Source organism: Providencia sp. PROV076 (assembly GCF_028483405.1).
Lineage (GTDB): Bacteria > Pseudomonadota > Gammaproteobacteria > Enterobacterales > Enterobacteriaceae > Providencia > Providencia huaxiensis.
In genome coordinates this window covers 56,190-82,220 of the sequence record NZ_JAMPRR010000008.1, presented here as the reverse complement: position 1 = coordinate 82,220, position 26,031 = coordinate 56,190, and the positions used below count along the sequence as shown (strand labels likewise).

At 41.7% G+C, this 26,031-nt stretch carries 20 protein-coding genes; 8 read left to right on the top strand and 12 right to left on the bottom strand.

Annotation, left to right across the window (positions count from 1 at the left end):
* Nucleotides 1-82 precede the first annotated feature (82 nt).
* Nucleotides 83-1,492: a glutamate--ammonia ligase gene (glnA, locus tag PSF67_RS06825; protein WP_004262716.1), complete on the bottom strand. Its 1,410-nt coding sequence runs from the start codon at nucleotides 1,490-1,492 to the stop codon at nucleotides 83-85.
* Nucleotides 1,493-1,887: 395 nt separating this feature from the next.
* Entirely contained in the window at nucleotides 1,888-2,754 is an 867-nt protein-coding gene (locus PSF67_RS06820) for a PadR family transcriptional regulator (protein WP_232368219.1), read from the bottom strand.
* Nucleotides 2,755-3,186: 432 nt separating this feature from the next.
* Here PSF67_RS06820 and typA point away from each other — a divergent pair, with 432 nt between their 5' ends.
* The gene (typA, locus tag PSF67_RS06815) at nucleotides 3,187-5,010 is read left to right on the top strand and encodes a ribosome-dependent GTPase TypA (protein ID WP_102138844.1); all 1,824 of its coding nucleotides are present in this window, start codon (nucleotides 3,187-3,189) and stop codon (nucleotides 5,008-5,010) included.
* An 85-nt stretch (nucleotides 5,011-5,095) separates the two neighbouring features.
* Here the strand turns inward: typA and PSF67_RS06810 are convergent, their stop codons facing one another.
* Nucleotides 5,096-5,698: a hypothetical protein gene (locus PSF67_RS06810; protein ID WP_272676678.1), complete on the bottom strand. Its 603-nt coding sequence runs from the start codon at nucleotides 5,696-5,698 to the stop codon at nucleotides 5,096-5,098.
* Nucleotides 5,699-6,049: 351 nt separating this feature from the next.
* Here PSF67_RS06810 and yihX point away from each other — a divergent pair, with 351 nt between their 5' ends.
* The 3 genes from yihX (at nucleotide 6,050) to fabY (ending at nucleotide 8,101) form a co-directional block, all read left to right on the top strand.
* Nucleotides 6,050-6,664, top strand: a complete 615-nt coding sequence (gene yihX / locus PSF67_RS06805; RefSeq protein WP_004266093.1) for a glucose-1-phosphatase — start codon at nucleotides 6,050-6,052, stop codon at nucleotides 6,662-6,664.
* A gap of 61 nt (nucleotides 6,665-6,725) precedes the next feature.
* Nucleotides 6,726-7,163 (top strand): D-aminoacyl-tRNA deacylase, encoded by a 438-nt coding sequence (dtd, locus tag PSF67_RS06800; RefSeq protein WP_166265963.1) that lies wholly within the window; start codon nucleotides 6,726-6,728, stop codon nucleotides 7,161-7,163.
* 23 nt (nucleotides 7,164-7,186) lie between these two features.
* Entirely contained in the window at nucleotides 7,187-8,101 is a 915-nt protein-coding gene (gene fabY / locus PSF67_RS06795; protein WP_181490012.1) for a fatty acid biosynthesis protein FabY, read from the top strand.
* Nucleotides 8,102-8,193: 92 nt separating this feature from the next.
* Here fabY and PSF67_RS06790 read toward each other — a convergent pair whose 3' ends face one another.
* Together PSF67_RS06790 and PSF67_RS06785 are read right to left on the bottom strand one after the other, a co-directional pair.
* A complete protein-coding gene (locus PSF67_RS06790; protein ID WP_272676677.1) occupies nucleotides 8,194-9,951 on the bottom strand; it encodes an AsmA family protein in 1,758 nt (585 codons plus the stop codon).
* A 125-nt stretch (nucleotides 9,952-10,076) separates the two neighbouring features.
* The gene (locus tag PSF67_RS06785; protein ID WP_272676676.1) at nucleotides 10,077-11,465 is read right to left on the bottom strand and encodes a uracil-xanthine permease family protein; all 1,389 of its coding nucleotides are present in this window, start codon (nucleotides 11,463-11,465) and stop codon (nucleotides 10,077-10,079) included.
* Nucleotides 11,466-11,700: 235 nt separating this feature from the next.
* On the opposite strand from PSF67_RS06785, the gene gltS reads away from it, so the two are divergent.
* Nucleotides 11,701-12,915: a sodium/glutamate symporter gene (gene gltS / locus PSF67_RS06780; protein WP_102138849.1), complete on the top strand. Its 1,215-nt coding sequence runs from the start codon at nucleotides 11,701-11,703 to the stop codon at nucleotides 12,913-12,915.
* Nucleotides 12,916-13,012: 97 nt separating this feature from the next.
* On the opposite strand, the gene recG is transcribed toward gltS, so the two are convergent.
* The 5 genes from recG to gmk are packed head-to-tail and all read right to left on the bottom strand — an operon-like array spanning nucleotide 13,013 to nucleotide 18,938.
* Complete coding sequence (recG, locus tag PSF67_RS06775; RefSeq protein ID WP_272676675.1) at nucleotides 13,013-15,094, bottom strand: ATP-dependent DNA helicase RecG; 2,082 nt, start codon at nucleotides 15,092-15,094, stop codon at nucleotides 13,013-13,015.
* Between the two features lie 15 nt (nucleotides 15,095-15,109).
* Nucleotides 15,110-15,823 carry a tRNA (guanosine(18)-2'-O)-methyltransferase TrmH gene (gene trmH, locus PSF67_RS06770; protein ID WP_195698064.1) on the bottom strand — a complete coding sequence of 238 codons (714 nt, stop codon included), beginning with the start codon at nucleotides 15,821-15,823 and terminating at the stop codon, nucleotides 15,110-15,112.
* Between the two features lie 22 nt (nucleotides 15,824-15,845).
* Nucleotides 15,846-17,963 (bottom strand): bifunctional GTP diphosphokinase/guanosine-3',5'-bis pyrophosphate 3'-pyrophosphohydrolase, encoded by a 2,118-nt coding sequence (gene spoT, locus PSF67_RS06765; protein ID WP_102138852.1) that lies wholly within the window; start codon nucleotides 17,961-17,963, stop codon nucleotides 15,846-15,848.
* Between the two features lie 19 nt (nucleotides 17,964-17,982).
* A complete protein-coding gene (gene rpoZ, locus PSF67_RS06760; protein ID WP_102138853.1) occupies nucleotides 17,983-18,258 on the bottom strand; it encodes a DNA-directed RNA polymerase subunit omega in 276 nt (91 codons plus the stop codon).
* 56 nt (nucleotides 18,259-18,314) lie between these two features.
* A complete protein-coding gene (gene gmk / locus PSF67_RS06755) occupies nucleotides 18,315-18,938 on the bottom strand; it encodes a guanylate kinase (protein ID WP_166265946.1) in 624 nt (207 codons plus the stop codon).
* 316 nt (nucleotides 18,939-19,254) lie between these two features.
* Here gmk and ligB point away from each other — a divergent pair, with 316 nt between their 5' ends.
* Nucleotides 19,255-20,979 (top strand): NAD-dependent DNA ligase LigB, encoded by a 1,725-nt coding sequence (gene ligB, locus PSF67_RS06750; RefSeq protein ID WP_272676674.1) that lies wholly within the window; start codon nucleotides 19,255-19,257, stop codon nucleotides 20,977-20,979.
* A gap of 27 nt (nucleotides 20,980-21,006) precedes the next feature.
* Here ligB and PSF67_RS06745 read toward each other — a convergent pair whose 3' ends face one another.
* Nucleotides 21,007-21,621 carry a trimeric intracellular cation channel family protein gene (locus tag PSF67_RS06745; protein WP_102138856.1) on the bottom strand — a complete coding sequence of 205 codons (615 nt, stop codon included), beginning with the start codon at nucleotides 21,619-21,621 and terminating at the stop codon, nucleotides 21,007-21,009.
* A 122-nt stretch (nucleotides 21,622-21,743) separates the two neighbouring features.
* On the opposite strand from PSF67_RS06745, the gene PSF67_RS06740 reads away from it, so the two are divergent.
* On the top strand, nucleotides 21,744-23,072 hold the full coding sequence (locus PSF67_RS06740) for a DUF3748 domain-containing protein (protein WP_195698066.1): 1,329 nt from the start codon (nucleotides 21,744-21,746) through the stop codon (nucleotides 23,070-23,072).
* A 307-nt stretch (nucleotides 23,073-23,379) separates the two neighbouring features.
* Here PSF67_RS06740 and PSF67_RS06735 read toward each other — a convergent pair whose 3' ends face one another.
* The gene (locus tag PSF67_RS06735) at nucleotides 23,380-23,694 is read right to left on the bottom strand and encodes a YceK/YidQ family lipoprotein (protein ID WP_102138857.1); all 315 of its coding nucleotides are present in this window, start codon (nucleotides 23,692-23,694) and stop codon (nucleotides 23,380-23,382) included.
* Between the two features lie 390 nt (nucleotides 23,695-24,084).
* Between PSF67_RS06735 and PSF67_RS06730 the strand changes: the two genes are divergently transcribed.
* Complete coding sequence (locus tag PSF67_RS06730) at nucleotides 24,085-25,743, top strand: putative transporter (RefSeq protein WP_102138858.1); 1,659 nt, start codon at nucleotides 24,085-24,087, stop codon at nucleotides 25,741-25,743.
* The last annotated feature ends 288 nt before the right edge of the window (nucleotides 25,744-26,031 follow it).

Sequence of the window (26,031 nt, the reverse complement as noted above, 5' to 3'; positions counted from 1 at the left end):
TAAATACGTTAGAGATAAAAGGCCCCATCAAAAGATGGGGCAAGTGCTTCACGGCAACAAAGACTAACAGTGGAACGGCGTGTTACACACTGTAGTACATTTCAAATTCGAGAGGGTGTGGTGCCATACGAACACGCTGGATGTCGGCACGGGTTAATTCAATATACGCATCGATAGCGTCATTAGTGAATACACCACCACGGGTTAAGAATTCACGGTCTTTATCTAATTCCGCTAACGCTTCGTCTAAAGAGCCTGAAACGGTTGGAATTTCTTTGGCTTCTTCTGGTGGTAAGTCATATAAATTTTTGTCCATCGCATCACCAGGGTGGATCTTGTTAATGATGCCATCAAGGCCTGCCATTAACTGAGCAGCAAACGCTAAATATGGGTTAGCAGCTGGGTCTGGGAAGCGAACTTCAATACGACGTGCTTTCGTGCTCGCAACGACTGGAATACGAATCGAAGCAGAGCGGTTACGTGCAGAATATGCCAACATTACAGGTGCTTCAAAGCCCGGAACTAAGCGTTTGTATGAGTTAGTTGTTGGGTTTGTAAATGCGTTCAGCGCACGAGCATGCTTAATAATACCGCCAATGTAATACAGCGCCATTTCGGATAAACCACCGTATTTGTCACCTGCGAACAGGTTAACGCCGCCTTTAGATAAAGACATATGGCAGTGCATACCAGAGCCGTTATCACCCACTAAAGGTTTTGGCATAAAGGTCGCTGTTTTGCCGTAGGCATGGGCAACATTGTGAACAACATATTTATAAATCTGGGTTTCATCCGCTTTTTTAGTCATGGTATTAAAGCGGGTTGCGACTTCGTTTTGCCCAGCGGTTGCCACTTCATGGTGGTGAGCTTCAACAACCAAGCCCATCTCTTCCATAGTGGTACACATAGCTGAACGCAAGTCTTGTGATGAATCAACCGGTGGAACTGGGAAATAACCGCCTTTTACTGCAGGGCGATGGCCTTTATTACCACCTTCGTATTTGGTTCCCGTATTCCATGCCGCTTCGATGTCATCGATATGGTAGTAACTACCGTGCATGTTGTTGCCAAAACGAATGTCATCAAAAACGAAAAATTCAGGTTCTGGCCCAAAGAGAACGATATCGGCGATCCCACTTGAGCGCAGGAAATCTTCTGCACGTTTTGAAATTGAACGAGGGTCTCTGTCATAACCTTGCATAGTGCCCGGTTCTAAAATATCACAGCGTATAATTAACGTAATATCTGCAAAGAACGGGTCTAACATTGCAGTTGATGGGTCTGGCATTAATACCATGTCTGACTCATTGATGCCTTTCCAGCCACCAATAGATGAACCATCAAACATCTGGCCTTCTTCAAAGAAGTCTTCGTCAACTTGATGAGCAGGGATAGTGATATGTTGCTCTTTACCTTTTGTGTCGGTAAAACGCAGATCAATAAATCTAACATTGTGCTCTTTAATTAACGATAAAACATGTTCAGCGGACATCTCGGCTCTCCTGGTCGGGTCTAATCAACAAATCACAAGCTATCATTTGACAGTATGTCTGTTGTTTGTCTGGCGTGTTAGTTATATAAAATGAGTTATATAAAATGAGTTATATAAAAATAGTTAGCACGCGCTCTATAAATAGATAAGCGAAAAGCGTGCCAACTTTTTAATTATAGTAAATACTGATTGTTACGTGTGGACGAGGGGAGCCATCTAGCTTTCTTTATATGTAATGCACTAGTTTGGTGCTAATGGTTCTGTTTTTGCACCAAATTGGTGCGAATGGCGTTTATAGATGAGAATTCAAATAAAAAATTAGCATTGTGCTCTGCTAGAGCACAATGCTGACGAGATAAAAAAGAAATAAGGTTGCTCAAGGTGAAACAGCAACATTAATCTTCATCGCTATTTGTTAATAACGTATTCACTTCTTCAATTTGTTTTACTGCATCATTGATAATTGAGGCAATTTGGCGAGTTTGTTCTTCATTTAGCTGTTTTAAAACCATTTTGTGACGTAATAATGCTTTAAAGCGACTAACAGCCATTTCAATGTCTTCCGCCAAATTACTGCCTTGTTGCATATCACGCGCTTTTGCTAGTTTGCGAGCAATAACAGCTTCAATTTCTTTATTTTGGGCTAGATGGGCTGCTCCCTCAGGAGTAATGGTAAAACTTTTGCGATTACGCTCAACAATCTGAGACTCTAGGAAGCCTTGTTCTTCTAACAGTGTTAGAGTTGGATAAATAACACCGGGACTAGGCACATATAAGCCATTTGAGGCTTCTTGAATATCTTTGATAATTTCGTAGCCATAGCTTGGTTTTTTAGCGACTAACGAAAGTACCATAATATGAAGATCACCATGGTCGAATAAACGACGCAGCCCTTTGCCTCTTCCACGGCCTCTTTGGCGGTCATCGCCGTGGCAGCGCTCACCGTGCCCGTGGCCATGACGGCCTTCACCGTGGCAGCGCTCACCGTGCCCGTGGCCATGACGGCCTTCACCGTGGCAGCGCTCACCGTGCCCGTGGCCATGACGGCCTTCGCCGTGGCAGCGTTCACCATGTCCGTGGCCATGACGGCCTTCACCGTGGCAGCGCTCACCGTGCCCGTGGCCATGACGGCCTTCACCGTGGCAGCGCTCACTGTGTCCATGACCATGACGGTCATCATTGTGGCAACATCCACCGTGGTGGCCACGTTGATTTTCATCGTGGTGTGCATAATATACATGACGACAAGATTTAATTAGCATATAGTTACTCCTTAGCTTGTAACTTTAGATATATCGAATTTATTTTATGGGTTTACTATATTTAGATATATCTAATTAGTCAATTTAGATATATCTAAATAACACAAAAAGATATTTAAACTGGCAGTTAAGAAAGAAAGTCTATTTTTTGTTCTTTTTTTGGGCTGCTAATATTAAGTTTTTAGCGTATTATTCTGTCACTTTGTGATTTCACAGTGCTGATAGGCCTATTTTTATTAGGTATTTTGGCTCAGTCTCGCAACTGAATGTTTTTTCGTTAAAAACTTTTTATACAGTGATGGGTTTCACATTTATTCCACTTGTGCGGAAAAACGTGTAAAATAACAGCAAATTAACGTAGAAAGTATGTTTGGGTAATTAGAATGCCGCAAAAAACATATTCCTTTCCTGTCAATTAAACGGTAAAAATCCTTGTCAATTCAAAACTTAAGAAACATCGCCATCATCGCTCACGTTGACCATGGCAAGACCACACTGGTTGGTAAATTATTGCAACAGTCAGGTACGTTCGGCGAACGTGAAACTGTCGATGAGCGTGTTATGGACTCCAACGACTTGGAGAAAGAGCGTGGTATTACCATTCTTGCTAAAAATACTGCAATCCAATGGAATGGTTATCACATCAATATCGTAGACACTCCAGGCCACGCCGATTTCGGTGGTGAGGTTGAGCGCGTAATGTCTATGGTTGACTGCGTTCTGCTGGTTGTTGATGCGATGGACGGCCCAATGCCACAAACTCGTTTCGTAACGCAAAAAGCGTTCGATCACGGTTTACGTCCAATTGTTGTTATCAATAAAGTTGACCGCCCTGGCGCACGTCCTGATTGGGTCGTTGACCAAGTATTCGACTTATTCGTGAACTTAGGTGCAACGGATGAGCAACTCGATTTCCCTATCGTTTATGCCTCTGCATTAAACGGTATCGCAGGTCTTGAGCACGAAAACATGGCTGAAGACATGACCCCACTGTACGAAGCTATCGTGGAACACGTTGCGCCTCCAGCAGTTGACGTTGACGGTCCATTCCAAATGCAAGTTTCGCAATTGGATTACAACAGCTATTTAGGTGTTATCGGTATCGGTCGTATTAAGCGCGGCGTTGTTAAGCCTAACCAACAAATAACTGTTATCGATAGCGAAGGTAAAACTCGCAACGGTAAAATCGGTAAAGTGTTAACTCACTTAGGTTTAGAGCGTATCGATTCACAGCAAGCGGAAGCGGGTGATATCGTTGCGCTGACTGGTTTAGGCGAACTAAACATTTCTGACACTATTTGCCAAGTGGGTAGCGTTGAAGCACTGCCTGCGTTAGCGGTTGATGAGCCAACAGTTAGCATGTTCTACTGTGTTAACACCTCACCATTCTGCGGTAAAGAAGGTAAATTCGTGACTTCACGTCAGATCCTTGACCGCCTGAATAAAGAACTGGTTCACAACGTTGCACTGCGTGTTGAAGAAACTCAAGACCCAGACGCATTCCGTGTATCTGGTCGTGGTGAGCTGCACTTATCTGTTCTTATCGAAAACATGCGTCGTGAAGGCTTCGAATTAGCCGTATCTCGTCCAAAAGTTATCATTCGTGAAATCGATGGTCGTAAACAAGAGCCGTTCGAACAAGTGACTTTAGACGTTGAAGAACAGCACCAAGGCGACATCATGAAAGCTTTAGGTGAGCGTAAAGGTGACCTGCGTGACATGATGCCAGACGGTAAAGGCCGTGTGCGTCTTGACTACATTATCCCAAGCCGTGGCTTGATTGGCTTCCGTACTGAATTCATGACAATGACATCAGGTACGGGTTTACTGTACTCAACATTCAGCCATTACGATGATGTTCGCCCAGGTGAAATCGGTGGCCGCCAAAACGGTGTTCTGATCTCCAACGGTCAAGGTAAAGCGGTTGCTTATGCTCTGTACAGCCTGCAAGATCGTGGTAAATTGTTCTTAGGTCACGGTGCTGAAGTGTATGAAGGCCAAATCATTGGTATTCACTCACGTTCTAACGACTTAACCGTTAACTGCTTAACCGGTAAAAAACTGACTAACATGCGTGCATCAGGTACTGACGAAGCAACAACGCTGTCACCACCAATCAAAATGACTCTGGAACAAGCTCTTGAGTTCATTGATGATGACGAGTTAGTTGAAGTGACTCCGCAGTCTATTCGTCTGCGTAAACGTCACTTGACTGAGAACGACCGCCGTCGTGCAAGCCGTTCTAAAGAAGACTAATTACCATTACGTGATGTTGTTTATTACGTTATTGTAGTGATGTGTGTAGTAAGGCGCCGAAAGGCGCCTTACTTATTTATGAGGTTTATAATGACTTGTCTTTCTTCATAAAATACAGTGATGAAATAAACAGTCCGATAATTAAAGGGATTTCGTACAATTCTTCAATAAGGCTTTGTAGCTCAGAATGATGTAGAAAAATGGAACTCAGAAATCGATGGTGTTCAACACTATCTGAAATCAAGAAAGCACAAAGAGTCAGTAGTAAGCTCCAAATTGGAATCGCTGTATTTTTTAGGTGAAAAGCAATACTTTTTCTTAATGAAGAAGCACATAGCATCAAAACTAAGCCGCCAATCAAGACGATAGAAATTATCCTAAAATAGGTGTGATCCAGATTAGGAAAAAATTCGCGCCCCCAATTTGTTCCTCTGCCAAATAATGTTACCCACCAGATAGTTGCCCATAACCAAAATAGTTTCATTCCTTGGTTTTTTTGCTGTAATGGTTTCATATAAAACCAAGTAAAAAAGGCACAGGAAATTAGGGTAATTGATTGAAAATGTTCAATAATTTTTGTTGTGAGGTCGATATTGAAATTCAGGGGGAGATTGTTAAATAATGGAATTAAAAATAAGCTTCCCCAGAGAATAACAATCGGCCAAGAGATTGTTTTATCTATTTTCATAGTATGACTTTTATATTTTAAGATTTATTTATTACTGATATCGCATAGATATCAGCTCACATTGCTTGTGGTATGACTTGCTACGTAAAAACTATTATGCAAAAAGCTTGTGGAGGGACTTAACATTTAGTATCAAAAACCGATAGTGCTAAGTGAAATAGCACCTTTGGGATAAAAAGTGTTTTCTCATTAACGGAGCAAATCGTTCAGTTTGTTGCTCATTAATTGCGCTAAGTGTGGATTGCTTAATCGATAAATTGACAAAATAACGTGAATTATCACTAATTAGGGCTGTTCAGTTGCCCGAATAATGATTAAAGTAAATTTAGTGAATAACAATGAGGAAAATTTATGCTGTATATCTTCGATATGGGTAATGTGATTATTGATATCGACTTTAATCGTGTATTTGATAAATGGTCTGAACTCAGTGGTACACCAAGTGAAGAAATCAAATCACGTTTTACTTTTGGTAATATCTTTCAATTACATGAGTGTGGAAAAATTTCAGACATCGAGTTTGCTGAGCTGCTTTGTGAAGAAATGGACATTACACTAAGCTTTGAAGACTTTGCTGAAGGCTGGCACGCTATTTTTATTTCGTTACGACCTGAAGTCATTGATATTATGGAGCGCCTTCGTGAACAAGGGCACCGAGTGGTCGTTTTATCGAATACCAACCGTCTACATCTAGACTACTGGCCAGCACACTACCCAGAAATTGCAGCTTCCTCTGATTTCCTATATCTCTCCCAGGATTTAGGCATGCGTAAGCCTGATCCAGAAATTTACAAATATGTGCTGCAATCAGAAGAGTTTGATGCTGCGGATGCTATTTTCTTTGATGACGTCGAAGAAAATATAAAAGCCGCAGAAGCTCTTGGTATTCGCAGTATTCATGTCGTGAATAAAGACACCATTCCTGAATATTTCCGCACTTACGATTTCAGTGCTGAAGTTGAATAACATCCTGATTTTATCGTGGAGCAACGTTTAACGTTGCTCTATCGTTTTGTAAAGAGCCATCATGATTGCATTAATCCAGAGAGTCACTCAAGCGAGTGTGGTTGTTGATCAGAAAATAGTAGGGCAAATAAATACCGGGTTGTTGGTTTTGCTTGGCGTTGAAAAAGATGATGATGAGCAGAAAGCCAAGCGTTTGTGTGAAAAAGTATTAGGCTACCGTATTTTTAGCGATGAACAAGGGAAAATGAATCTCAATGTTCAACAAGCGGGAGGCAGCCTATTGGTGGTTTCTCAATTTACTTTAGCGGCTGACACCAAAAAAGGTATGCGGCCGAGTTTTTCAGGGGGAGCAGAACCTGAGAAAGCAGATACCTTGTATCAATACTTCGTTGAACAAAGCCGGCTAAAAGGGATTGAAACACAAACTGGTGAATTTGCTGCTGATATGCAAGTGAATCTAACCAATGATGGCCCTGTTACCTTCTGGCTACAAGTGTGAGTCCATTTTTAAAGGGGGAAGCGATGTACCATTTACGTACACCGAAAGATGATATTGAATTCGCAACTTATTACCATTTTCGCTGGGAAATGTTACGAAAACCGTTTAATCAGCCCCTTGGTTCAGAAAAAGATGGTTATGATTTAACCGCACACCATCAAATGGTCGTGGATGATAAAAACCGTATTCTTGCTATTGGCCGCTTATATATCAATGCCGATAACGAAGGCGCTATCCGTTTTTTAGCCGTTAACCCTGTCATGCAAGGTAAAGGACTCGGCAAATTAATTATCATGGCCCTGGAGTCTGTTGCGCGGCAAGAAGGCGTAAAACGCATTGTGTCGAGCGTTCGTGAAGAAGCCGTACCATTTTTCGACAAAATGGGTTTTGAGAACCGTGGCCAAGTTGCTGGGCAGTTAAAAACGCCAGTACGCCACTATTTGATGATTAAACCCATAGAGACGCTAGACCAAATATTACATCGTCCAGATTGGTGTGGTGAGCTACAGCAAGCCTGGTATAAGTACATTCCATTGAGTGAGAAAATGGGGGTCCGAGTCGACCAATACACGGGGACTCGTTTTATTACCACCATGCCGGAAGCGGGCAACCAAAACCCTCATGAAACAATATTTGCAGGAAGCCAATTTTCACTAGCTACCTTGACAGGATGGGGGCTGATTTGGCTGTTAATGCAAGAACACCAGCTTGGTGGTGATATTGTGTTGGTCGATGCCAGTATTCGTTATGGTAAGCCTGTAAGCGGTAGGCCGACAGCGACAGCGGACTTAGCAAATATGAGCGGTGACCTTGACCGTTTAGCGCGAGGTAGCAAGGCGCGAGTAAAGCTGAAAGTCGAGGTTAGTAACCCTGATGGCAAAGTGGGCGCAGTATTCAGTGGTGTCTATATGGTGTTACCTGTAGAAGCAAAAAAATAAAGTTATCCATTGAATATTAAAAAGAAAGGCAGGTTTGATTGACCTGCCTTTTGTGTTTTTATTGATTGTTAGCTTTTATTGAACGCTGGTTTTTATTGATTACTAAGTGCGGGAAGCGGTTCTACTAACGAAGGCTCAATTGGTTGTAAGTCAGCATCGGACTCCACCGATGAGGTGACAACCCCGTTTACAACGGTACGGAATAGGCGTTTGCCTTGCAATGGGACTGCCATCAATTCCCCATTCAGACTTTTTGCCAGAGATGGGGCGAGTAAATCCCCTTGTAATGTCGCATCAAAATCACCGATGACTTGAGCTGGAAAGCCTGCCCAACCCCATTGGTTTAAATCAACGAGATCAATATTCGAACCCGATGCTCTCAGTAAGAAGGGGACTTTTTTCGGTTCTTGTTTTACCAGCAGGCCAATCTTACTGATGCCTTTATCGGTACTGACTGTTAAGCTCGCTGCAGCTGAAGATTTACCACTTTGACGCACTTCAATAAACGGGCGGCGTACTAGAACTTGGTTGATTGTGCCGCTATCTGCAGTGAATGTCGCTTTACCGCTCCAAATTCCCCACTGCTTTTGTTTAATCAAATCGATATTTTCAATATTGCCACTGAGCGCGGTCAGTTCGAAAGGAAACTGCGGTTGGATATTCATCAAAAGTGATTGGGAAAGGGTGAATTTTTTGATACTTAAACCGGATAACCAAGCTGGTGTAGGCTCTGCAAAGAATGATAGCCAAGTTTCAGGCAGTGTGTATAAGATACCCGCTAGTTTGCCTTCGTCGATAGTCAGTACTCGATCATTGCGCTGCCAAGACCCACTGAGGTTAAAGACGCCTTTATTATAGTAACCCGATAACTTGTTGATACTCAGGTTGTCACCGTTAATTTTCAGGTCACCAATTAAGGTACTCAGTTGCTGGTCTTTCACGACAAATTGGTCAACATTAAAGCTAATGTTGCTTTCGGAACTCGTCCAGCTCCCTCTCGTGAAGCTGAGTTGGTCAATTTCGGTGCTCAGGCCAGAAAGTGCCCAATCTTTACCTTGAATATCAACATTGGTTAGTTCTACCTTTTTGACCTGCAATGATTTTTCACTCGTTATTGCATCAAATAGTGAATCGAAATCAACTTTATTTTCCCAGCCGACTTTATTCATGGTGAGGGAGTCAACCATGATAGAGCCATCGTCAAGTACCTTTCCAGCACCCGCAATATAGCCGTTATTTAAGTAGGCACTTGCTTGGCTTATTTCTGTTCCTTGCTGCTGTAATTTACCCGTAATGGCAACATTCTTGAATGAAAGGTCATTGAATTTTAATTGGTTAGAGGTAAATCGAAAATCACCGTAACCAAAAGGCGTGTTCTCGGTGGGTTTCCAAGGGGTAATTCCCCCCGTGAAGCCAGTGACTTGCACGGTATCATCACCTTTTTTAAGCGTGATTTGGCTATTTTCAAATTGCAAAATATTAGCGGAAATAGGTAGCAGTATCGTATCGGGTGTGACTGTTGTAGATAATGTTCCTTGAGTGATAACCAAACGTTTGATAGCGGTGCCGCTAAATATATTTTGCCAGTTAACATCAAGCACGACTTGCCGTGAGTCTAAAGATAGATCACTGTTTTTAGCAGCTAATTTGACATCTTGGAAGATGAATTCACCGGGGTTAGAAAATTCATGCCCCATAATTCCTACATCAATATCGTAATTGGTGAATTTACTTAAAAATTGACTGGAGTAGGATGCACCCCAACGGGTTTGCAGCCCGATATAAGTAAAAATAAACAATAGCAGCAGTAACAAAAGTGCATAGGTAGTAAATTTGATTAACCATTTCACAGTTTACTGCTCCTTTGGTTTGTTGACGAATAGACGCAGGAAGAGACTGCCTAATATAGCGACAATTTAAGGATAGCATACAGAAAAACCGCCAGAGTGTTCAACACTGGCGGCTAGAATGAAGGTTATTTTTCGAGAGGGAAGACTAAATTCAGAACAATTGCAGTTAAACCACCTGCAGCAATACCGGAAGAAAACAAGGTTTTTAGCCAATCAGGGGCGAATTGCAAAATCAAGGGTTGCTGTGAAACGCCCATACCCACTGCGAGGGAAAGCGCAATAATCATGATGGCACGGCGATTGAGTGGTTCACGAGATACAATGCGCACACCTGAAGCGGCAATGGTACCAAACATTACAATTGTTGCTCCGCCTAATACGGGCTCTGGAATTTGTTGCACAAAGCCTGCAACCGCAGGGAACAACCCTAATAACACTAACATTAAAGCGACAATGTAGCCGACATAGCGACTTGCCACCCCTGTTAATTGGATAACACCGTTGTTTTGCCCAAAGCAAGAGTTAGGGAAAGTATTAAATACCGCAGAAACCATTGAGTTCAACCCATTAGCAAGTACGCCACCTTTTATACGTTTCATGTATAAAGGGCCACGAACAGGTTGCTCAGATACATCAGAAGTGGCGGTAATATCACCTATCGTTTCTAAGGAAGTCACCATAAAAATGAGAATTAATGGTATCAACAGGTTCCAGTCGAAGGATAAGCCATAATAGAAAGGCTCAGGGACAGTAATAATTGGCTGGTTGGCTTCCATTGGTTGCGCATTTGGCAACATGTCCATCCACCAAGCAGCAATATAGCCAACAGCCATAGCAATGACTAAAGATGCGACACGTAAGTAAGGGTTTTTCTGCCGATTAAGTAAAATAATAACCGCTAAAACAACCCCAGCTAAAATCAAATAATCAGGGGAACCAAAAGTGTTGTCACTAATTGCACTATAGCCACCGCCAATGGATGTTAACCCGACTTGAATCAAGGATAGGCCGATAATCATGACAACAACACCTGAAACTAGTGGTGTAATGACTCGACGGGCTAGATGTAAGAAGCGAGAAAGAATCACTTCGGTGAGTGCCGCAACTAGCAATGTGCCGAATAAGGCTGCCATCATCGACGGAATATCAGCGCCACCTTGCTTAAGTGCAACACCACCCATGATTAAAGGTGCAACAAAGTTAAAACTGGTTCCTTGAATCGAAAGCAGGCCTGACCCAATAGGGCCCCACGCACGAATTTGAATTAAAGAAGCAATACCGGAGGCAAATAAAGACATACTAATGATGCGCTGGGTGTCGTGAGCTGGTAGTCCTAATGCCTGGCAAATCAGCATCGCAGGGGTAATCACCGCAACAAACATCGCCAGAAGATGTTGCCCAGCGGCAAACAAGGCTTGCGGCAGCGGTGGGCGGTCTTCTAATTTATAGATGAGTTCGCTTTGCGTTTGTATGGTCGCTTCAGTAGTTTGTTTTTCAGACGTCGCAGTATTCATTGCCTTCATTTCTCGCCAACAAAAAACGCATTGTAATGTGTCGAAATTAAAAAGCAATCGTTTGCGCGCAAAAAACATTGATCAATGTTAAATAAGGCTGTCACATTTTTATATCTTTTAACTTGTATTTATAACAGTTTTTTTTTCTAATCCTATAACCTGCTTTTGGCGTTTTAAGGAAGAAATTAACGTCTTACTAGTTTTTGATAATTTTAACAACAGACGAGGTACGTGAATGTATCATCTCGATGTCTACGGTACACTGGTAGCTGCTACTTTAGTACTATTGCTTGGGCGTAAACTGGTCAAATCAGTCCCTTTCCTTGAAAAATATACAATCCCTGAACCTGTTGCAGGTGGGTTGTTAGTTGCTTTTAGTCTTTTATTGCTTAAACAATTATTTGACTGGAGCCTTTCTTTTGACTTATCACTGCAAGAACCTATGATGCTGGCATTCTTTGCCACAATTGGTCTTAATGCCAACCTTGCTAGTTTGAAGGCTGGTGGTAAAGCATTGTTTATCTTCATTTTTGTGGTTGTTGGTTTATTGCTTGTCCAAAATACAGTAGGGATTGCTCTTGCTGAATTATTGGGATTAGACCCTCTCATGGGGCTATTAGCTGGTTCAATTACCTTATCTGGTGGTCATGGAACTGGCGCGGCATGGGGGAAAATTTTCACTGAAAACTATGGTTTCCAAAGTGCAACAGAAGTTGCAATGGCTTGTGCTACATTTGGACTTGTTCTCGGTGGTTTAATCGGTGGACCTGTTGCACGTTTTCTAACGCGTAATATTCCAACGCCAGGAACGGCTGAAGATGATAAAGACGTTCCAACAGCATTTGAGAAACCACAATCTGGACGCATGATCACTTCAATGGTTTTAATTGAAACTATTGCACTGATCGCTATTTGTCTATTGGTGGGAAGTTTTATTGCAGGCCAATTAGCCGATACTCCTTTCGCATTGCCTAAGTTTGTCTGCGTACTTTTTGTTGGTGTAATTTTAAGTAACAGCTTATCACTGCTTGGTTTTTACCGAGTATTCGACCGCGCTGTTTCTGTCATGGGTAACGTGAGCCTCTCATTATTCTTAGCAATGGCACTCATGAGCTTGAAACTGTGGGAATTAGCATCACTTGCAATCCCAATGATTATCATTCTTGCTGTACAGGCTTGTGTGATGGCAGGATATGCTATTTTTGTGACTTTCCGCGTGATGGGCAAAAACTATGACGCTGCAATCTTAGCTGCAGGTCACTGTGGGTTCGGTCTTGGTGCGACACCAACAGCTATTGCGAATATGCAAGCTGTTACGGATAGATTAGGTCCATCTCACTTAGCATTCTTGGTTGTACCAATGGTTGGGGCATTCTTCATTGATATTGTTAATGCGATAGTTATTAAACTGTATCTGATGCTGCCATTATTCCCAACGATTGCTGGTTAACCTTCATTTAATAATAAATCAAGTAAAGCAGGTATTGCCGTGAAAATATTCACGGCAATTTTCATTTTAGGGAACGAATAAAAAGAAGATATAAGACTTAAGCGTGGCTGTACTGCTCTCGCTCAGGTAACCAACGCTCAATAAGTTGTTGTGCATTTTCAGGGTAATTTTGTTGAATATGGCGAGCAAGGCGTTGCACTTCTGGCAACATATATTGGTCACGCAACAAGTCTGCGACTTTAAATTCTGCATTTCCTGTTTGTCTAGTGCCTAATAATTCCCCTGGCCCGCGAATTTCGAGATCTTTTTGTGCGATAACGAAGCCATCATTACTATCCCGTAATACTTGTAGTCTTTGTTTAGCGGTATGGGTTAACGGTGTCTTGTACAATAATACACAGTGAGATGCTATAGCCCCGCGGCCGACTCGCCCTCTTAGTTGGTGCAACTGAGCTAGACCAAGGCGCTCAGGGTTATCAATAATCATTAAACTTGCATTAGGCACATCCACACCGACTTCAATGACCGTTGTAGCAACAAGCAGTTGAATTTCATTTCGTTTGAAAGCCGCCATAATGCTTTGTTTTTCAGCAGGTTTCATTCGGCCATGGACTAAGCCTACTTTTAATTCAGGTAGTGCCAGTGCAAGCTCTTCGCTGGTCACTTGAGCCGCTTGCGCTTCTAATAATTCAGAGTCTTCAATGAGTGTACAGACCCAATAGGCTTGGCGGCCTTCTTCAATACAGGCTTGGCGAACGCGTTCAATAATATCGTTACGGCGAGTGTCCGGTATGGCGACAGTGGTGACGGGTGTTCGTCCTGGAGGTAGTTCATCGATGACAGAGGTATCTAAGTCTGCATACGCTGTCATCGCCAGCGTCCGTGGGATTGGCGTAGCGGTCATGATTAATTGATGAGGGTGGTAACCTTGCTGCTCACCTTTTTCACGCAGAGCGAGCCGCTGATGAACGCCAAAGCGATGTTGTTCATCAATGATAACAAGCCCTAGTGCTTTAAAGCTCACTTGCTCTTGAAAAATAGCGTGTGTTCCAACAACCATCGCGACTTCTCCACTTGCGATGGCATCTTGCTGAGCCTGACGTGCCTTACCCTTTTGTTTACCCGCGAGCCAACCTACTTTGACGCCTAAAGGTTCTAACCACTGTTTGAAAGTATTGGCATGTTGCTCTGCAAGAATTTCAGTGGGAGCCATCAGTGCCACTTGTTTGCCATTCTCGATGGCACAAACGGCCGCTAAGGCTGCAACGAGAGTTTTCCCTGACCCGACATCCCCTTGAATCAAACGCATCATAGGGGCGTTTTTAGCGAGGTCTGCTTCAACTTCGCTAACAACACGGTTTTGTGCGTTTGTTGGTGAAAATGGTAATTGTGCAAGTAACTGAGATTTTAATTGACCACTTGCGACTAACGGCTGGGCATATAGGCGTTCATTACCTGCGCGGATAGCTAACATGCTTAGATGGTGAGCGAGTAATTCCTCGAGGACTAGCCGCTTTTGTGCGGGATGATGGCCTTTTTCTAGCTCGCTCAGTGCTACATTCGGTGGTGGGTTGTGTAATAAGCGAATGGCATCTGGCAAACTTATCATTCCACGGCTAAGTTCTTCAGGAAGTAATTCTTTTATTTCCCCGCTATCAAGTAACCCGAGTGCTTGCTCCATGACTTTGCGTAAAGTCGCTTGTCGAACACCTTCAGTGGTTGGGTATACTGGTGTTAAATTCTCTTGCAAGCTGATATTGCTGGTTTCTTTAGATACTTTATATTCAGGGTGAATGATTTCCGGCCCTGTATTTCCTCTGCGAACTTCCCCATAGGCGGTAACCTGTCTTCCTTCCGCTAAATTATTTTTCATTGCCGCTGAAAAATTGAAAAAACGTAAGGTGAGGTTGCCTGTTCCATCGGAAATTAAGCAGGTCATCATTCTTTTTCGGCCGAAGACGACTTTAGTTTGCAGGACTTCGCCTGTGATTGTTGCTGTCGTACCGGGAAGGAGATCTTTTATTTGATATAAACGAGTATGGTCTTCATAGCGCAAAGGGAAATGAAGAAGAAGGGCTTGAACGGTGTTCAAACCGATTTTACGCATTTTTTCTGACTGACTTGCACCAACACCATGCAATGAGGTCAGTGAAATGGTATCAAGTAGCCCATTATTCATGTTATTTCCTTCTATTTAACCCAACTGTCGTCTTTTCATTTTTTCGGTTAATTGCATTTGTGCCCACCACGAGTCATCAGCTTCAATTTGCCCTTGGCTATTGATAAATGGGCGAGGAAGCCCCTTACGTTTAGCAACTTCAGCGAGTACAGGGTAACCACCTTCGAATAACCAAGCTTGTTGTTCATCTTGTGAAAGTAAGCAGTGTTCACGATCGTACATCCCCGCTTGTTGCCGCTGCCTTTGGGCTTCATATAAAATTAGTGCAGAAGCGACGGAAACGTTCAAAGATTGCACCATACCAGCCATTGGAATAATAATGTGCTTATCAGCCAGTGCGAGGGCTTGTTGTGAAATCCCTGTTTTCTCTTGCCCCATCATAATACAAGTTGGCAAAGTATAATCAATTTCACGAAAATCAACGGCATGTTCTGACAAGTTAGTTGCCAAAACCTGCATGTTTTGTGATTTTATTTGGGAAATTGCTTCTTTGGTCGATGCATGTGAAATAATTTTAACCCAGCTATTACTCCCCGCTGCAGAAGATACGGACAGTTTGACTTGTTGGTCAGGCCAAATAGCATGAATTTGGTGGATCCCTACGGCATCTGCACTGCGTACAATAGCAGAAACATTGTGCGGTTTATGAATTTCTTCGAGGCAGAGAGTTAGGTCAGGCTGCCGCATCGCCATCATTTGGCAAATGCGGCGGTAGCGGCGTTCATTCATAGTGATTAATTAAATATGGTCGTTAATTACGGTTTCGGCTAACACGTAGAACGTCAGGCATAATACGGATTTTCCGCATCACATTTGCCAATTGAACACGGTTTTTAGTCGTAAGGCGAATAAAGGCACAATATACACGGCCATCTTTTTCTTCTGTATTCATACTTTGAATACTTGAGTTAGCGTCATTAATAGCAGCGGTTAAATTCGCTAAAGCGCCTTGATGGTTAATCATATCCACTTTAATTTCAGCGATAAAGTCGGTGTCGGTGTCATTGTCCCATTCAACCGCCATAAATTTATCGGGTTCTTTTTGATAACCACGGATATTTCGGCAGGATTCATGGTGGATAACCAGACCTTTTCCAGGACTAATATGTGCAACAATTGGGTCACCGGGAATAGGGCGACAACATTTTGCAAAGGTGATTAAAACGCCATCTGCACCTTTGATAGACAGTTTATTTCGGCTTTCAACTAACACTTGTTCTTCAGGTGCATTTTGTGGATTGTTTTGTAGGTTTCGTGCGACAACCACACTCATTGCGTTACCCAACCCAATTTCAGCAAGCAAGTCGTCTATAGAGTGCAGCTTCATGCGTGCTAATTCTGCATCAATATTGGCTTGAGGGATATCAGTGAGTTTATTTCCTGTCCCTAGTGCATGGTTGAGCAAACGGCGACCTAAGTTAATAGAATCTTCGCGTTTCAAGTTTTTCAATAATTGGCGGATCTTGGCTCGCGCTTTCGAGCTGACAACAAAATTGAGCCATGCTGCATTTGGACGAGCACCTGGCGCAGTAATAATTTCAACAGTTTGGCCACTCGTCAGGGATTGCGAAAGTGGATAAGGCTGACGGTCAACACGAGCCCCCACGCAAGCATGGCCAATATCTGTGTGTACCGCATATGCAAAATCAACAGGTGTTGCACCCGTAGGTAATTCAACAATACGGCCTTCTGGGGTGAAAACGTAGATTTCATCTGGAAATAGATCCGACTTAACGCTTTCAATAAATTCAAACGAGCTACCTGCACTTTGTTGTAACTCAAGTAGGCTTTGCATCCAACGTTGAGCTCTAACCTGTGCCGTTGTACCTTGTTCACCTTGCTCTTTATAGGCCCAATGTGCAGCAACCCCCATTTCAGCCATTTGGTCCATGTCTTCTGTGCGAATTTGCACTTCTACAGGAACGCCATGTGGCCCAATAAGTGAGGTATGTAGCGATTGATAGCCGTTGGCTTTAGGGATAGCAATATAGTCTTTAATACGCCCCGGACGCGGTTTGTATAAACTGTGCATCTGGCCTAAAACGCGGTAGCAAGTATCCACATCTTTCACAATTACCCTAAAAGCATAGATATCCATGATGGAGTGGAAACGTTGCTCTTTTTGGTGCATTTTGCGATAGATGGAATAAAGATGTTTTTCTCTGCCGCTGACGCGACAAGGAACACCCGCCTCGGTAAGCCTACCGTCAATTTCCGAGAGAATTTTTTGGATCATCTCTTTTCGGTTACCGCGAGCCGCTTTGACGACTTCTTTAATAACACGATAACGGTTGGGATATAACGCTTCAAAACCAAGCTCTTCAAGCTCTGTTTTGATGTGGTGTATACCTAGCCTGTGGGCTAACGGGCTATATATTTCAAGGGTTTCACGTGCAATACGCCGACGTTTATCGGGCCTAAGTGACCCTAGCGTGCGCATATTGTGAGTGCGGTCTGCCAGTTTTATCAAAATGACACGGATGTCTTTTACCATCGCCATGATCATTTTGCGGAAGTTTTCTGCTTGAGCTTCTTTTTTGTCGCGAAAATTGAGCTTGTCTAGTTTGGATACACCTTCAACGAGACCGGCGACGGTGGTGCCAAACAATTCTTCTATGTCTTGAAATGTCGCTGGAGTATCTTCAATCACATCATGAAGTAGCGCTGCCATTAGTGTTTCATGGTCCAAACGCATTTCAGCAAGAATACAAGCAACAGCAACTGGATGAGTAATATAAGGCTCACCACTCGAACGGGTCTGTCCTTCATGGGCATCCCGTGCAACAACATAGGCTTTTCTTAGTAATTCAATTTGTTCTTTAGGAAGATACTTTTGAATAACTAAATTAAGGCTTTCAAACAGATACAAGGCAGACCCACCTTAGTGATTAGCGACGACCTTCAGCGATTGCAGAAACCGCTTGCATTTCAGCCGCATCTTGCTCTTGCTGTTCTTGGCGCTCACGCACATCTAAAATGTGACCGTTGATTAAACCTTCTTCTACTTCACGCAATGCGATAACAGTATATTTATCATTTTCTTCAGGAACTAAAGGGTCTTTTCCACCCGTTTGTAACTGACGAGCTCTACGTGCCGCAACCAATACGAGGTCAAAACGGTTACCAATTTTTTCTACTGCGTCTTGAACAGTTACGCGTGCCATAAGTGTGCTACTCCAAAGAAATAAAAAAATGACCTGATATGATACTGAAACTATTCTCAGTCTGCTAGTAATTTGCTGATTAAAGCATCATGTCGCTGAATCTGACGCGCTAACTTTAAACGCTCAGTACGGATAATAGATTGTAAATCGCTTAGCGCGGTATTGAAATCATCATTAACAATAAGGTAATCATACTCGTTGAAATGTTCAATTTCACCTACTGCTTGTGACATACGCTTTTCTATAACTTCATCGCTGTCTTGCCCACGTCCACGTAGCCTACGATAAAGTTCATCTTTTGATGGTGGGAGAATAAAAATACTGCGTGCTTCAGGCATTTTATCCCTAATTTGCTGGGCTCCCTGCCAATCGATATCAAGAAAAACATCTACACCACTATTTAATACATCTTCAATGATGGGTTTGGACGTCCCATAATAATTCCCAAAAACACAGGCATGTTCTAAGAACTCGCCTTTGTCGACCATTTGTAAAAAATCAGTTTCAGATACAAAGAAATAGTGCTCGCCATGGGCTTCTCCTGGACGTGCAGCTCGAGTTGTATGAGAAACGGAAACCTGTGTGTCATACAATGGTTGTGTTTTTAATAAAGCCTGAATCAGACTTGATTTCCCTGCACCACTAGGGGCAGAAACAATATATAACGTGCCTTGTATCATGATGATTTCTTGAATAGTCGAGGATTAAACATAAAAGATGGTGATAAACCCGACATAGTATACACGTACTTGCATCAACATGCAGCGATATCAATAAATCATGAATTTTAATTAAATGAATTTGATTCATAACTAAATTGTGAACGGGCTCGAGAAATTAACTTATTACTCATGAAAGCAACATTCGTTTTGCGAAGCTTTTTGCAAATAATTTCTTTTGGGGATGAAGGCAGAGAAAAGGTGTTTCATGCTTAGCGAATGAGGAAAATGCTTTAAAGATAGCATTACAATGGATTAGTAATAACAAGGAATAGTTATGATTCATATTTTGTATGGTTATTGGTTAGCGTTCGCTTATAGGTTGAGCGGGTTAATTTTGGGAGTAATGGTATGTATTAATATTGCCCAAGCCGCGCAGCAAAGCGCTATTAATGAACAGTGTGAAGAACAAAATAGTAAAATAATTAGGCAGGAGAGTTACCGGTTAGGGAAACAATTACAACAGTGGAACCAAGCTTACCGTTTGGCGGGTAGCAGTTCGATTAGTGATGAAGCTTATGACCAGCTATTTAATTTATGGCGTTTTTTGCAACGATGCCAGCAACTCCCCGAAGAATTGCCGGAAGTGCTATTACCTGAAAAATCACAGCTAACTACGCATCCAATTCCTCACACAGGGTTGAAGAAACTTAATGAATTAGAAGTTCATAGTTGGATAGAAACACGTAAAAATATTTGGTTGCAACCTAAAGTCGACGGTGTTGCGGTAACGCTGGTTTATAAGAATGGCAAGCTTGTTTCCATGATCAGCCGAGGAAATAGTGTTGAAGGAATAGAGTGGCGAGCAAAAGCAGATTTCATTCCTGCAATACCCAAACAAATCAAATATTCAGGTACGTTAGTGCTTCAAGGGGAACTATTTTGGCGTATGAATGGGCACATTCAAGCTAAAAGGGGGGGAGTAAATGTGCGTAATAAGATTGCTGGGTGGTTAATGCGAAAAAGTGCACCAACGGCCCCTGAAGAAAATATTGGTGTTTTTATCTGGGCGTGGCCTGCGGGAGATGCTAATCCAAAAACACAATTAACATTACTTTCTGAGATAGGTTTTCCGCTTGCTGAGCAATATAGCCATAAAATTGAAAATAAAACCCAGGCTAAGGAATTAAGGGAATACTATTACCAAGGTCAATTACCGTTTGCTACCGATGGCATAGTACTTAAAAATTTTCCAGCACCAGCGGCATCAGCTTGGCAATCAAAACAAAATAGCTGGGCGATTGCATGGAAATACCCATTGCGCAGTGTGTTATCAGAGGTAACTAAATTCAAATTCAATATAGGCAGAACAGGAAGAGTCAGTGTCGTTGCCGAAATCACTCCCGTCAATATTGACTCGAAAACTATTTCAAAGGTAAATGCTGGCTCACTATCATCATGGGAAAAGCGAGATTTACTTGTTGGAGATAAAATACTTGTCTCTCTTTCAGGTCTCGGAAGTCCAAAAATTGAAGACATTGTTTGGCGGCGAGAGAAACGTGAATATCCAGATACATCAAGCTTAAAGCAGTTTCACGCGCTCAGCTGCCTGACTTATACGAAGTCTTGCTCACAGCAATTTGTAGCGAGGCTAACATGGTTAGGCAAACAACTCGGTATTCGAGGGATAAATGAAGCCACATGGCACCAATGGGTAGAGAACAATAACCTTACTCAACTAACAACTTGGTTGTCAGAGCAATGGCAAAACGATTTACCTAAGGGGAAAAAGCACCAACTGTTAGTAAAGCAACTGAAAATGGCAAAGGCTCAACCTATTTGGTTTTGGTTAAAAGGTTTGGCAATTCCACTGCCTAAGGTACAAGTAGGAAAAGTGACTGACATAGGTATGCTGTATGACCCCTCATGGGTTAACAGTATAAATTTGACAGAATTACAAAGGAAAAAATTGGCTAATTGGTTGGCGGAACCGGAAATCCAATCTATTTTAGGTATTTTGTCTGGTATGAAAGCCACTCAGCCATCAATAGTAAATTATTAATGGCTGACGAGCTGTTGCTGAATTAGGTTAATCTTGGTTTTCGTAATTGAAAATAGGTAGACCAAGACGATAACGAATGGCTATTAGCCTTGCGCTTAAACCAACAACGAGTGTGATAATTACCACGATATCTTTAGGCAGAGGAGTTTGTAATAGGCCAATATAGATCCAAGCGGCAGCGAAAGAGACGCCAGCATAGACCTCTTTTTGGAAAACTAAAGGGATTGTATTACATAGCATGTCTCTTAACACACCGCCAAAAACGCCAGTAATTACTGCTGCAATGGCAGCGATGATTGGGCTGTAGTGCATATCGAGGGCAATTTGGGCACCAAGTATAGAAAACACAATTAGCCCGATAGCATCTAATATGAGGAACAATCGACGTAAATGTTTCATCATCGGAGCTATCCAAATTGTCACAATAGCAGCGCCCGCAACTGTCAGGATATACTCAGGGTGTTCCACCCAGCCTAAGGGGTAATGGCCAAGTAACATATCACGTACGGAACCACCGCCAATCGCTGTCGCAGACGCAATAATGATGACACCAAAGACATCCATTTTTCGCCTGCCAGCGGCAAGCGCACCCGTCATGGCTTCTGCGGTGATACCAATAATATAAAGTACACTTAATAACATGGTAGTTTTGTTCAGGACTAAGGTTGTTGCTAAAGGGTAATATTACTTGTGAAACTTCTCGACTGAGATTTTCTAGTGTTGATTAAACTAGATTAGTTAAAGTAATCCGATAGCGATATTAAATGATGTCAAAGGATAACAGATTGAATAATAAATTGCCCTATAAAGAAACACGTTTAACGTACGATGAGCGAAGCCATCAACTAACGAACATTAATGTCTGGACACCAGATAGCCAGTGGCTAGCGTACGATATAAGGCCAAATGGTAGTTCTTTTACAGGTTTATCTATAGAAAAAATTCATGTAAAAACACAACAGGTCGTTGAGGTTTACCGTGCAAGTCATGGGGCTCACGTTGGGGTGGTAACTGTAAGTCCTCAACCGCCAATTCAATATGCGTTTATACATGGCCCTGAGTACCCAGATGATCAGTGGCAATATGATTTTCACCACCGAAGAGGGGTGTATGTTAAAGACGAACAATTAAACGTCGTTCACCCCATTGATGCTATGTGTATTACTCCGCCTTATTTAGTGGGGGCGTTACGTGGGGGCACTCATGTTCATGTTTTTAGTCCAGACGGAAAGTGGCTGAGTTTTACATATAACGACCATGTAATGCATGAATTAGATGTGCAATTAGACCAACGGAATGTTGCGATTGCTGTACCTATCGGGCCTGTCAATGTAAATCCCAAAAAACATAACCGAGAATACAATGGCGACTATTTTTGTTGTGTTGTGACCCAGACTACACCGCAGCCTAAACCTTGCAGCGATGAAATTAGCCGTGCATACGAAGAGGGCTGGGTAGGTCAAAAAGGCTATCAAAAACAGAGTGGGGAGTGGCAGGAAAGAGCACTGGTATTTATTGGCGATACTCATTCTACAAATGGAGAAATTATCCCTGAGATCTACATTGTTGATTTGCCTTCACAGCTTGAGGATTACATGATTGCAGGGGAATTTCCCATCCAAGGAACAGAATCGAGCATGCCTTCTCCTCCGAGGGGGATACAGCAAAGGCGTTTAACTTACACACAGGATAAAAAATTTCCTGGTTTAGCAAAACAACCACGACATTGGCTTAGAACTTCGCCAGATGGTAAATCGATCGCTTGTTTGATGAATGATGATGACGGCAACGCTCAGTTATGGTTAGTTGATACGCTAACTGGAATGCAAAGGCAAATAACGCATGGCTCTTCACCGCTTCAGTCTGCCTTTAACTGGGATAGTAAAGGTGAGCATATCTGCTTTATTCGTGACAATAGCGTTATGTATTGTCATGTTGTGACTGGGGTTATGCAAAAATTAACAGAATGGACTGAGCCTGCTCCTGTTGCTGATGCCATTGTATTTTCACCTAATGATGAATTGATCGCATTCATGCGTGATATTGATGGATTTAGGCAGATTTATACAGTAGAAACGGGTTTAAAGCGGTAAATAAAATAATTAGGTTTCTATAATTATGGATAAAAAAGTTCGGATTAACTTTTTTATTCGTAATTATTTTTATTACACTCTAATTAAAATTCTAATCATTTAATTGTTAATTATTCGCATGTCGAGTATGGCGATGTTTACAAATAGAATATTTAAGTTAAGAAAGGCTATTGTCATAAAAAATTAATAATTAAAGTAATATTACATGAATGATTTGCCAGATCTTAGTTAGGTTAAAAATAATGTATTAATAAATACATTTAGTACACAATGACATTTTAATTATAAACGTTTGATTGATCCTAAATTACTTTTTCGTTTTATCTTTCTTTTCAAGTTCTTCTATACGTTTTTTGGGTGAATCAGCTTTATCATCATTACCTGATTTAGCGTAATCTAAAGGAATTAAAAGAGTATCCATAACAACAGAAAAAGGTAAATCAATAGCAAGTAAAGGTTTAACGACCCAACCAGTTTCATCATCTTTTATCATTTTAATACTATTTTTAGAACCAGGGTAATAACCTTCTGATGGGCCCGCATGGGTCATAATACTCGAGCAACCACTCAAAATAAGAGGTGCGATAAGGAAACAGAATCGTATTGAAATTAAACTCGGCATAGACGTTGTTAACCTGTATTTAGTTTGTTATTCCTAATATTGACTTATAATAACGAAAAACAAGAAATTCACAATAATGGCGTCATATTATTATTTTATTTAACCGTATGTATTTTTTTAGTTAATAGTTTCCTTGTAGCTATTAACTAAAAATGTTTACCTTCAGTATCTATTCGATGAATGGTAAATAACGTTAAGAAATAAAGACATACTATTTTATATTTGTTATCAGTTTGAAAATTCTAAAAAAATAGGTCACTTATTCATTCTGAACTGTGCTCTATGGCACATATTACCCTCAGGCTATTTGGCATAATCGATTCAGTAGTCTGTTTTATCGCCTATTTGGGTGTGTTTAATGGGTAACTTGTCGTCAAAAGGATGCGGTCTATGAGTGAATTAGCTCTTACTGTAAGTTTGTTGGCGTTAGCTGCTGCTTTAGGATTATGGATTGGTAATTGGAAGATCCGTAGTGTTGGGCTGGGTATTGGTGGTGTCCTATTTGGGGGGATCATCGTTGGGCATTTTGCCCAAAGTTACGGCTTACAACTGAATAAAGACATGCTGCATTTTATTCAAGAGTTTGGCTTGATACTGTTTGTATACACGATTGGTATTCAGGTCGGGCCTGGTTTTTTCTCTTCTTTACGTGTTTCTGGCCTGAAACTAAATGGTTTTGCGCTGATGGTGGTTGTCTTAGGTGCGGTGGTAACGGCAATTATATATAAAGTTGCGAATATCCCATTACCTATTATTTTAGGTATTTTTTCAGGTGCAGTCACGAATACCCCATCTTTAGGTGCTGGTCAGCAAATTTTATCTGATTTAGGCTCTGATCCTAACCTTGTTGACCAGATGGGAATGGGTTATGCCATGGCATATCCTATGGGGATTTGTGGCATATTATTAGTAATGTGGTTAGTACGCATTATTTTTAGGATCTCAGTAGATAAAGAAGCTTCCGCATTTAATAGTTCTAATTTTCAACAGCGCGATTCTCTGCAGACCATGAATATTGCCATTCGTAACGCTAATCTTGATGGCTTAATGATGCAAGACATCCCACTACTTGGTAGTGAAGCGATTGTTTGTTCAAGATTAAAACGTGGAGATATGCTTGTTGTCCCTCAGCCCACAACAGAGATCCATTTAGGGGATCTATTGCACGTTGTTGGTTTGAAAGACGATTTAAATAAAGTTCGCTTAATATTAGGTGAGGAAGTTGATGCATCCCTTTCGACATCAAGCTCTATTTTGCATTCCGTTCGTGTAGTAGTAACGAATGATGCCGTATTAAGTAAAAGGCTTAAAGACTTAAATTTAAAACAAAAATATGACGTTGTTGTTACACGATTAAACCGTACGGGTATTGATTTAGTGGCTAATAACAATTCAGTTTTACAATTTGGCGATATTTTAAATATTGTTGGGCGTCCTGAGTCAATTGAAGCTGTCACCGCTTTGTTAGGCAATGCGAAACAAAAACTACAGCAAGTTCAAATGTTACCTGTGTTCCTTGGAATAGGGCTTGGGGTTGTACTGGGGTCAATACCTGTTTTTGTTCCAGGTTTTCCTGCAGCGCTAAAACTTGGATTAGCGGGAGGCCCACTAGTTGTTGCATTAATTCTAGGTCGTATAGGGACTATCGGGCGTTTATATTGGTTCATGCCTCCGAGTGCAAATTTGGCGTTGAGAGAGTTGGGGATTGTCATGTTCCTCGCTGTGGTTGGGCTCAATTCAGGTGGTGGCTTCATTGATACTTTAATTAAAGGCGATGGGCTGACGTGGATTGGCTATGGGTTATTGATCACGTTTGTGCCGCTATTTATTACAGGTGTTGTAGCTCGAATTTTTGGCAAAATGAACTATCTGAGCCTTTGCGGGGTGCTAGCAGGTTCCATGACGGACCCTCCTGCATTAGCATTTGCAAATAATATTCATGCGACCAGCGGTGCACCCGCATTATCTTATGCAACAGTTTATCCATTAGCGATGTTTTTAAGGATTATTTCTCCTCAATTACTCGCCATTTTATTTTGGGCCGTTTAGTTAAATGTGATAATCCACTTGATGAAGAACTAACACTGTTTAAGGCTTGTTTTTCAATTGGATAGGTGAGTATTCATGATGGATATAGAAGAAGGCCATTAAAAAGTATCACGATATATAGGGGCAAAAAGTGCTTTTGTTCAAGCAATAACCAAATAGAAAAGATGTTCTAATGGTTCTGAATGATATTCGTATTGAAAAATTAATTTGATTTCAATTACGGAGTTCTCGCTAATTTTTAGCCCTTTCTGCATGAAAGGGCTTTTTTTTACCTAAAAATTGCAATTA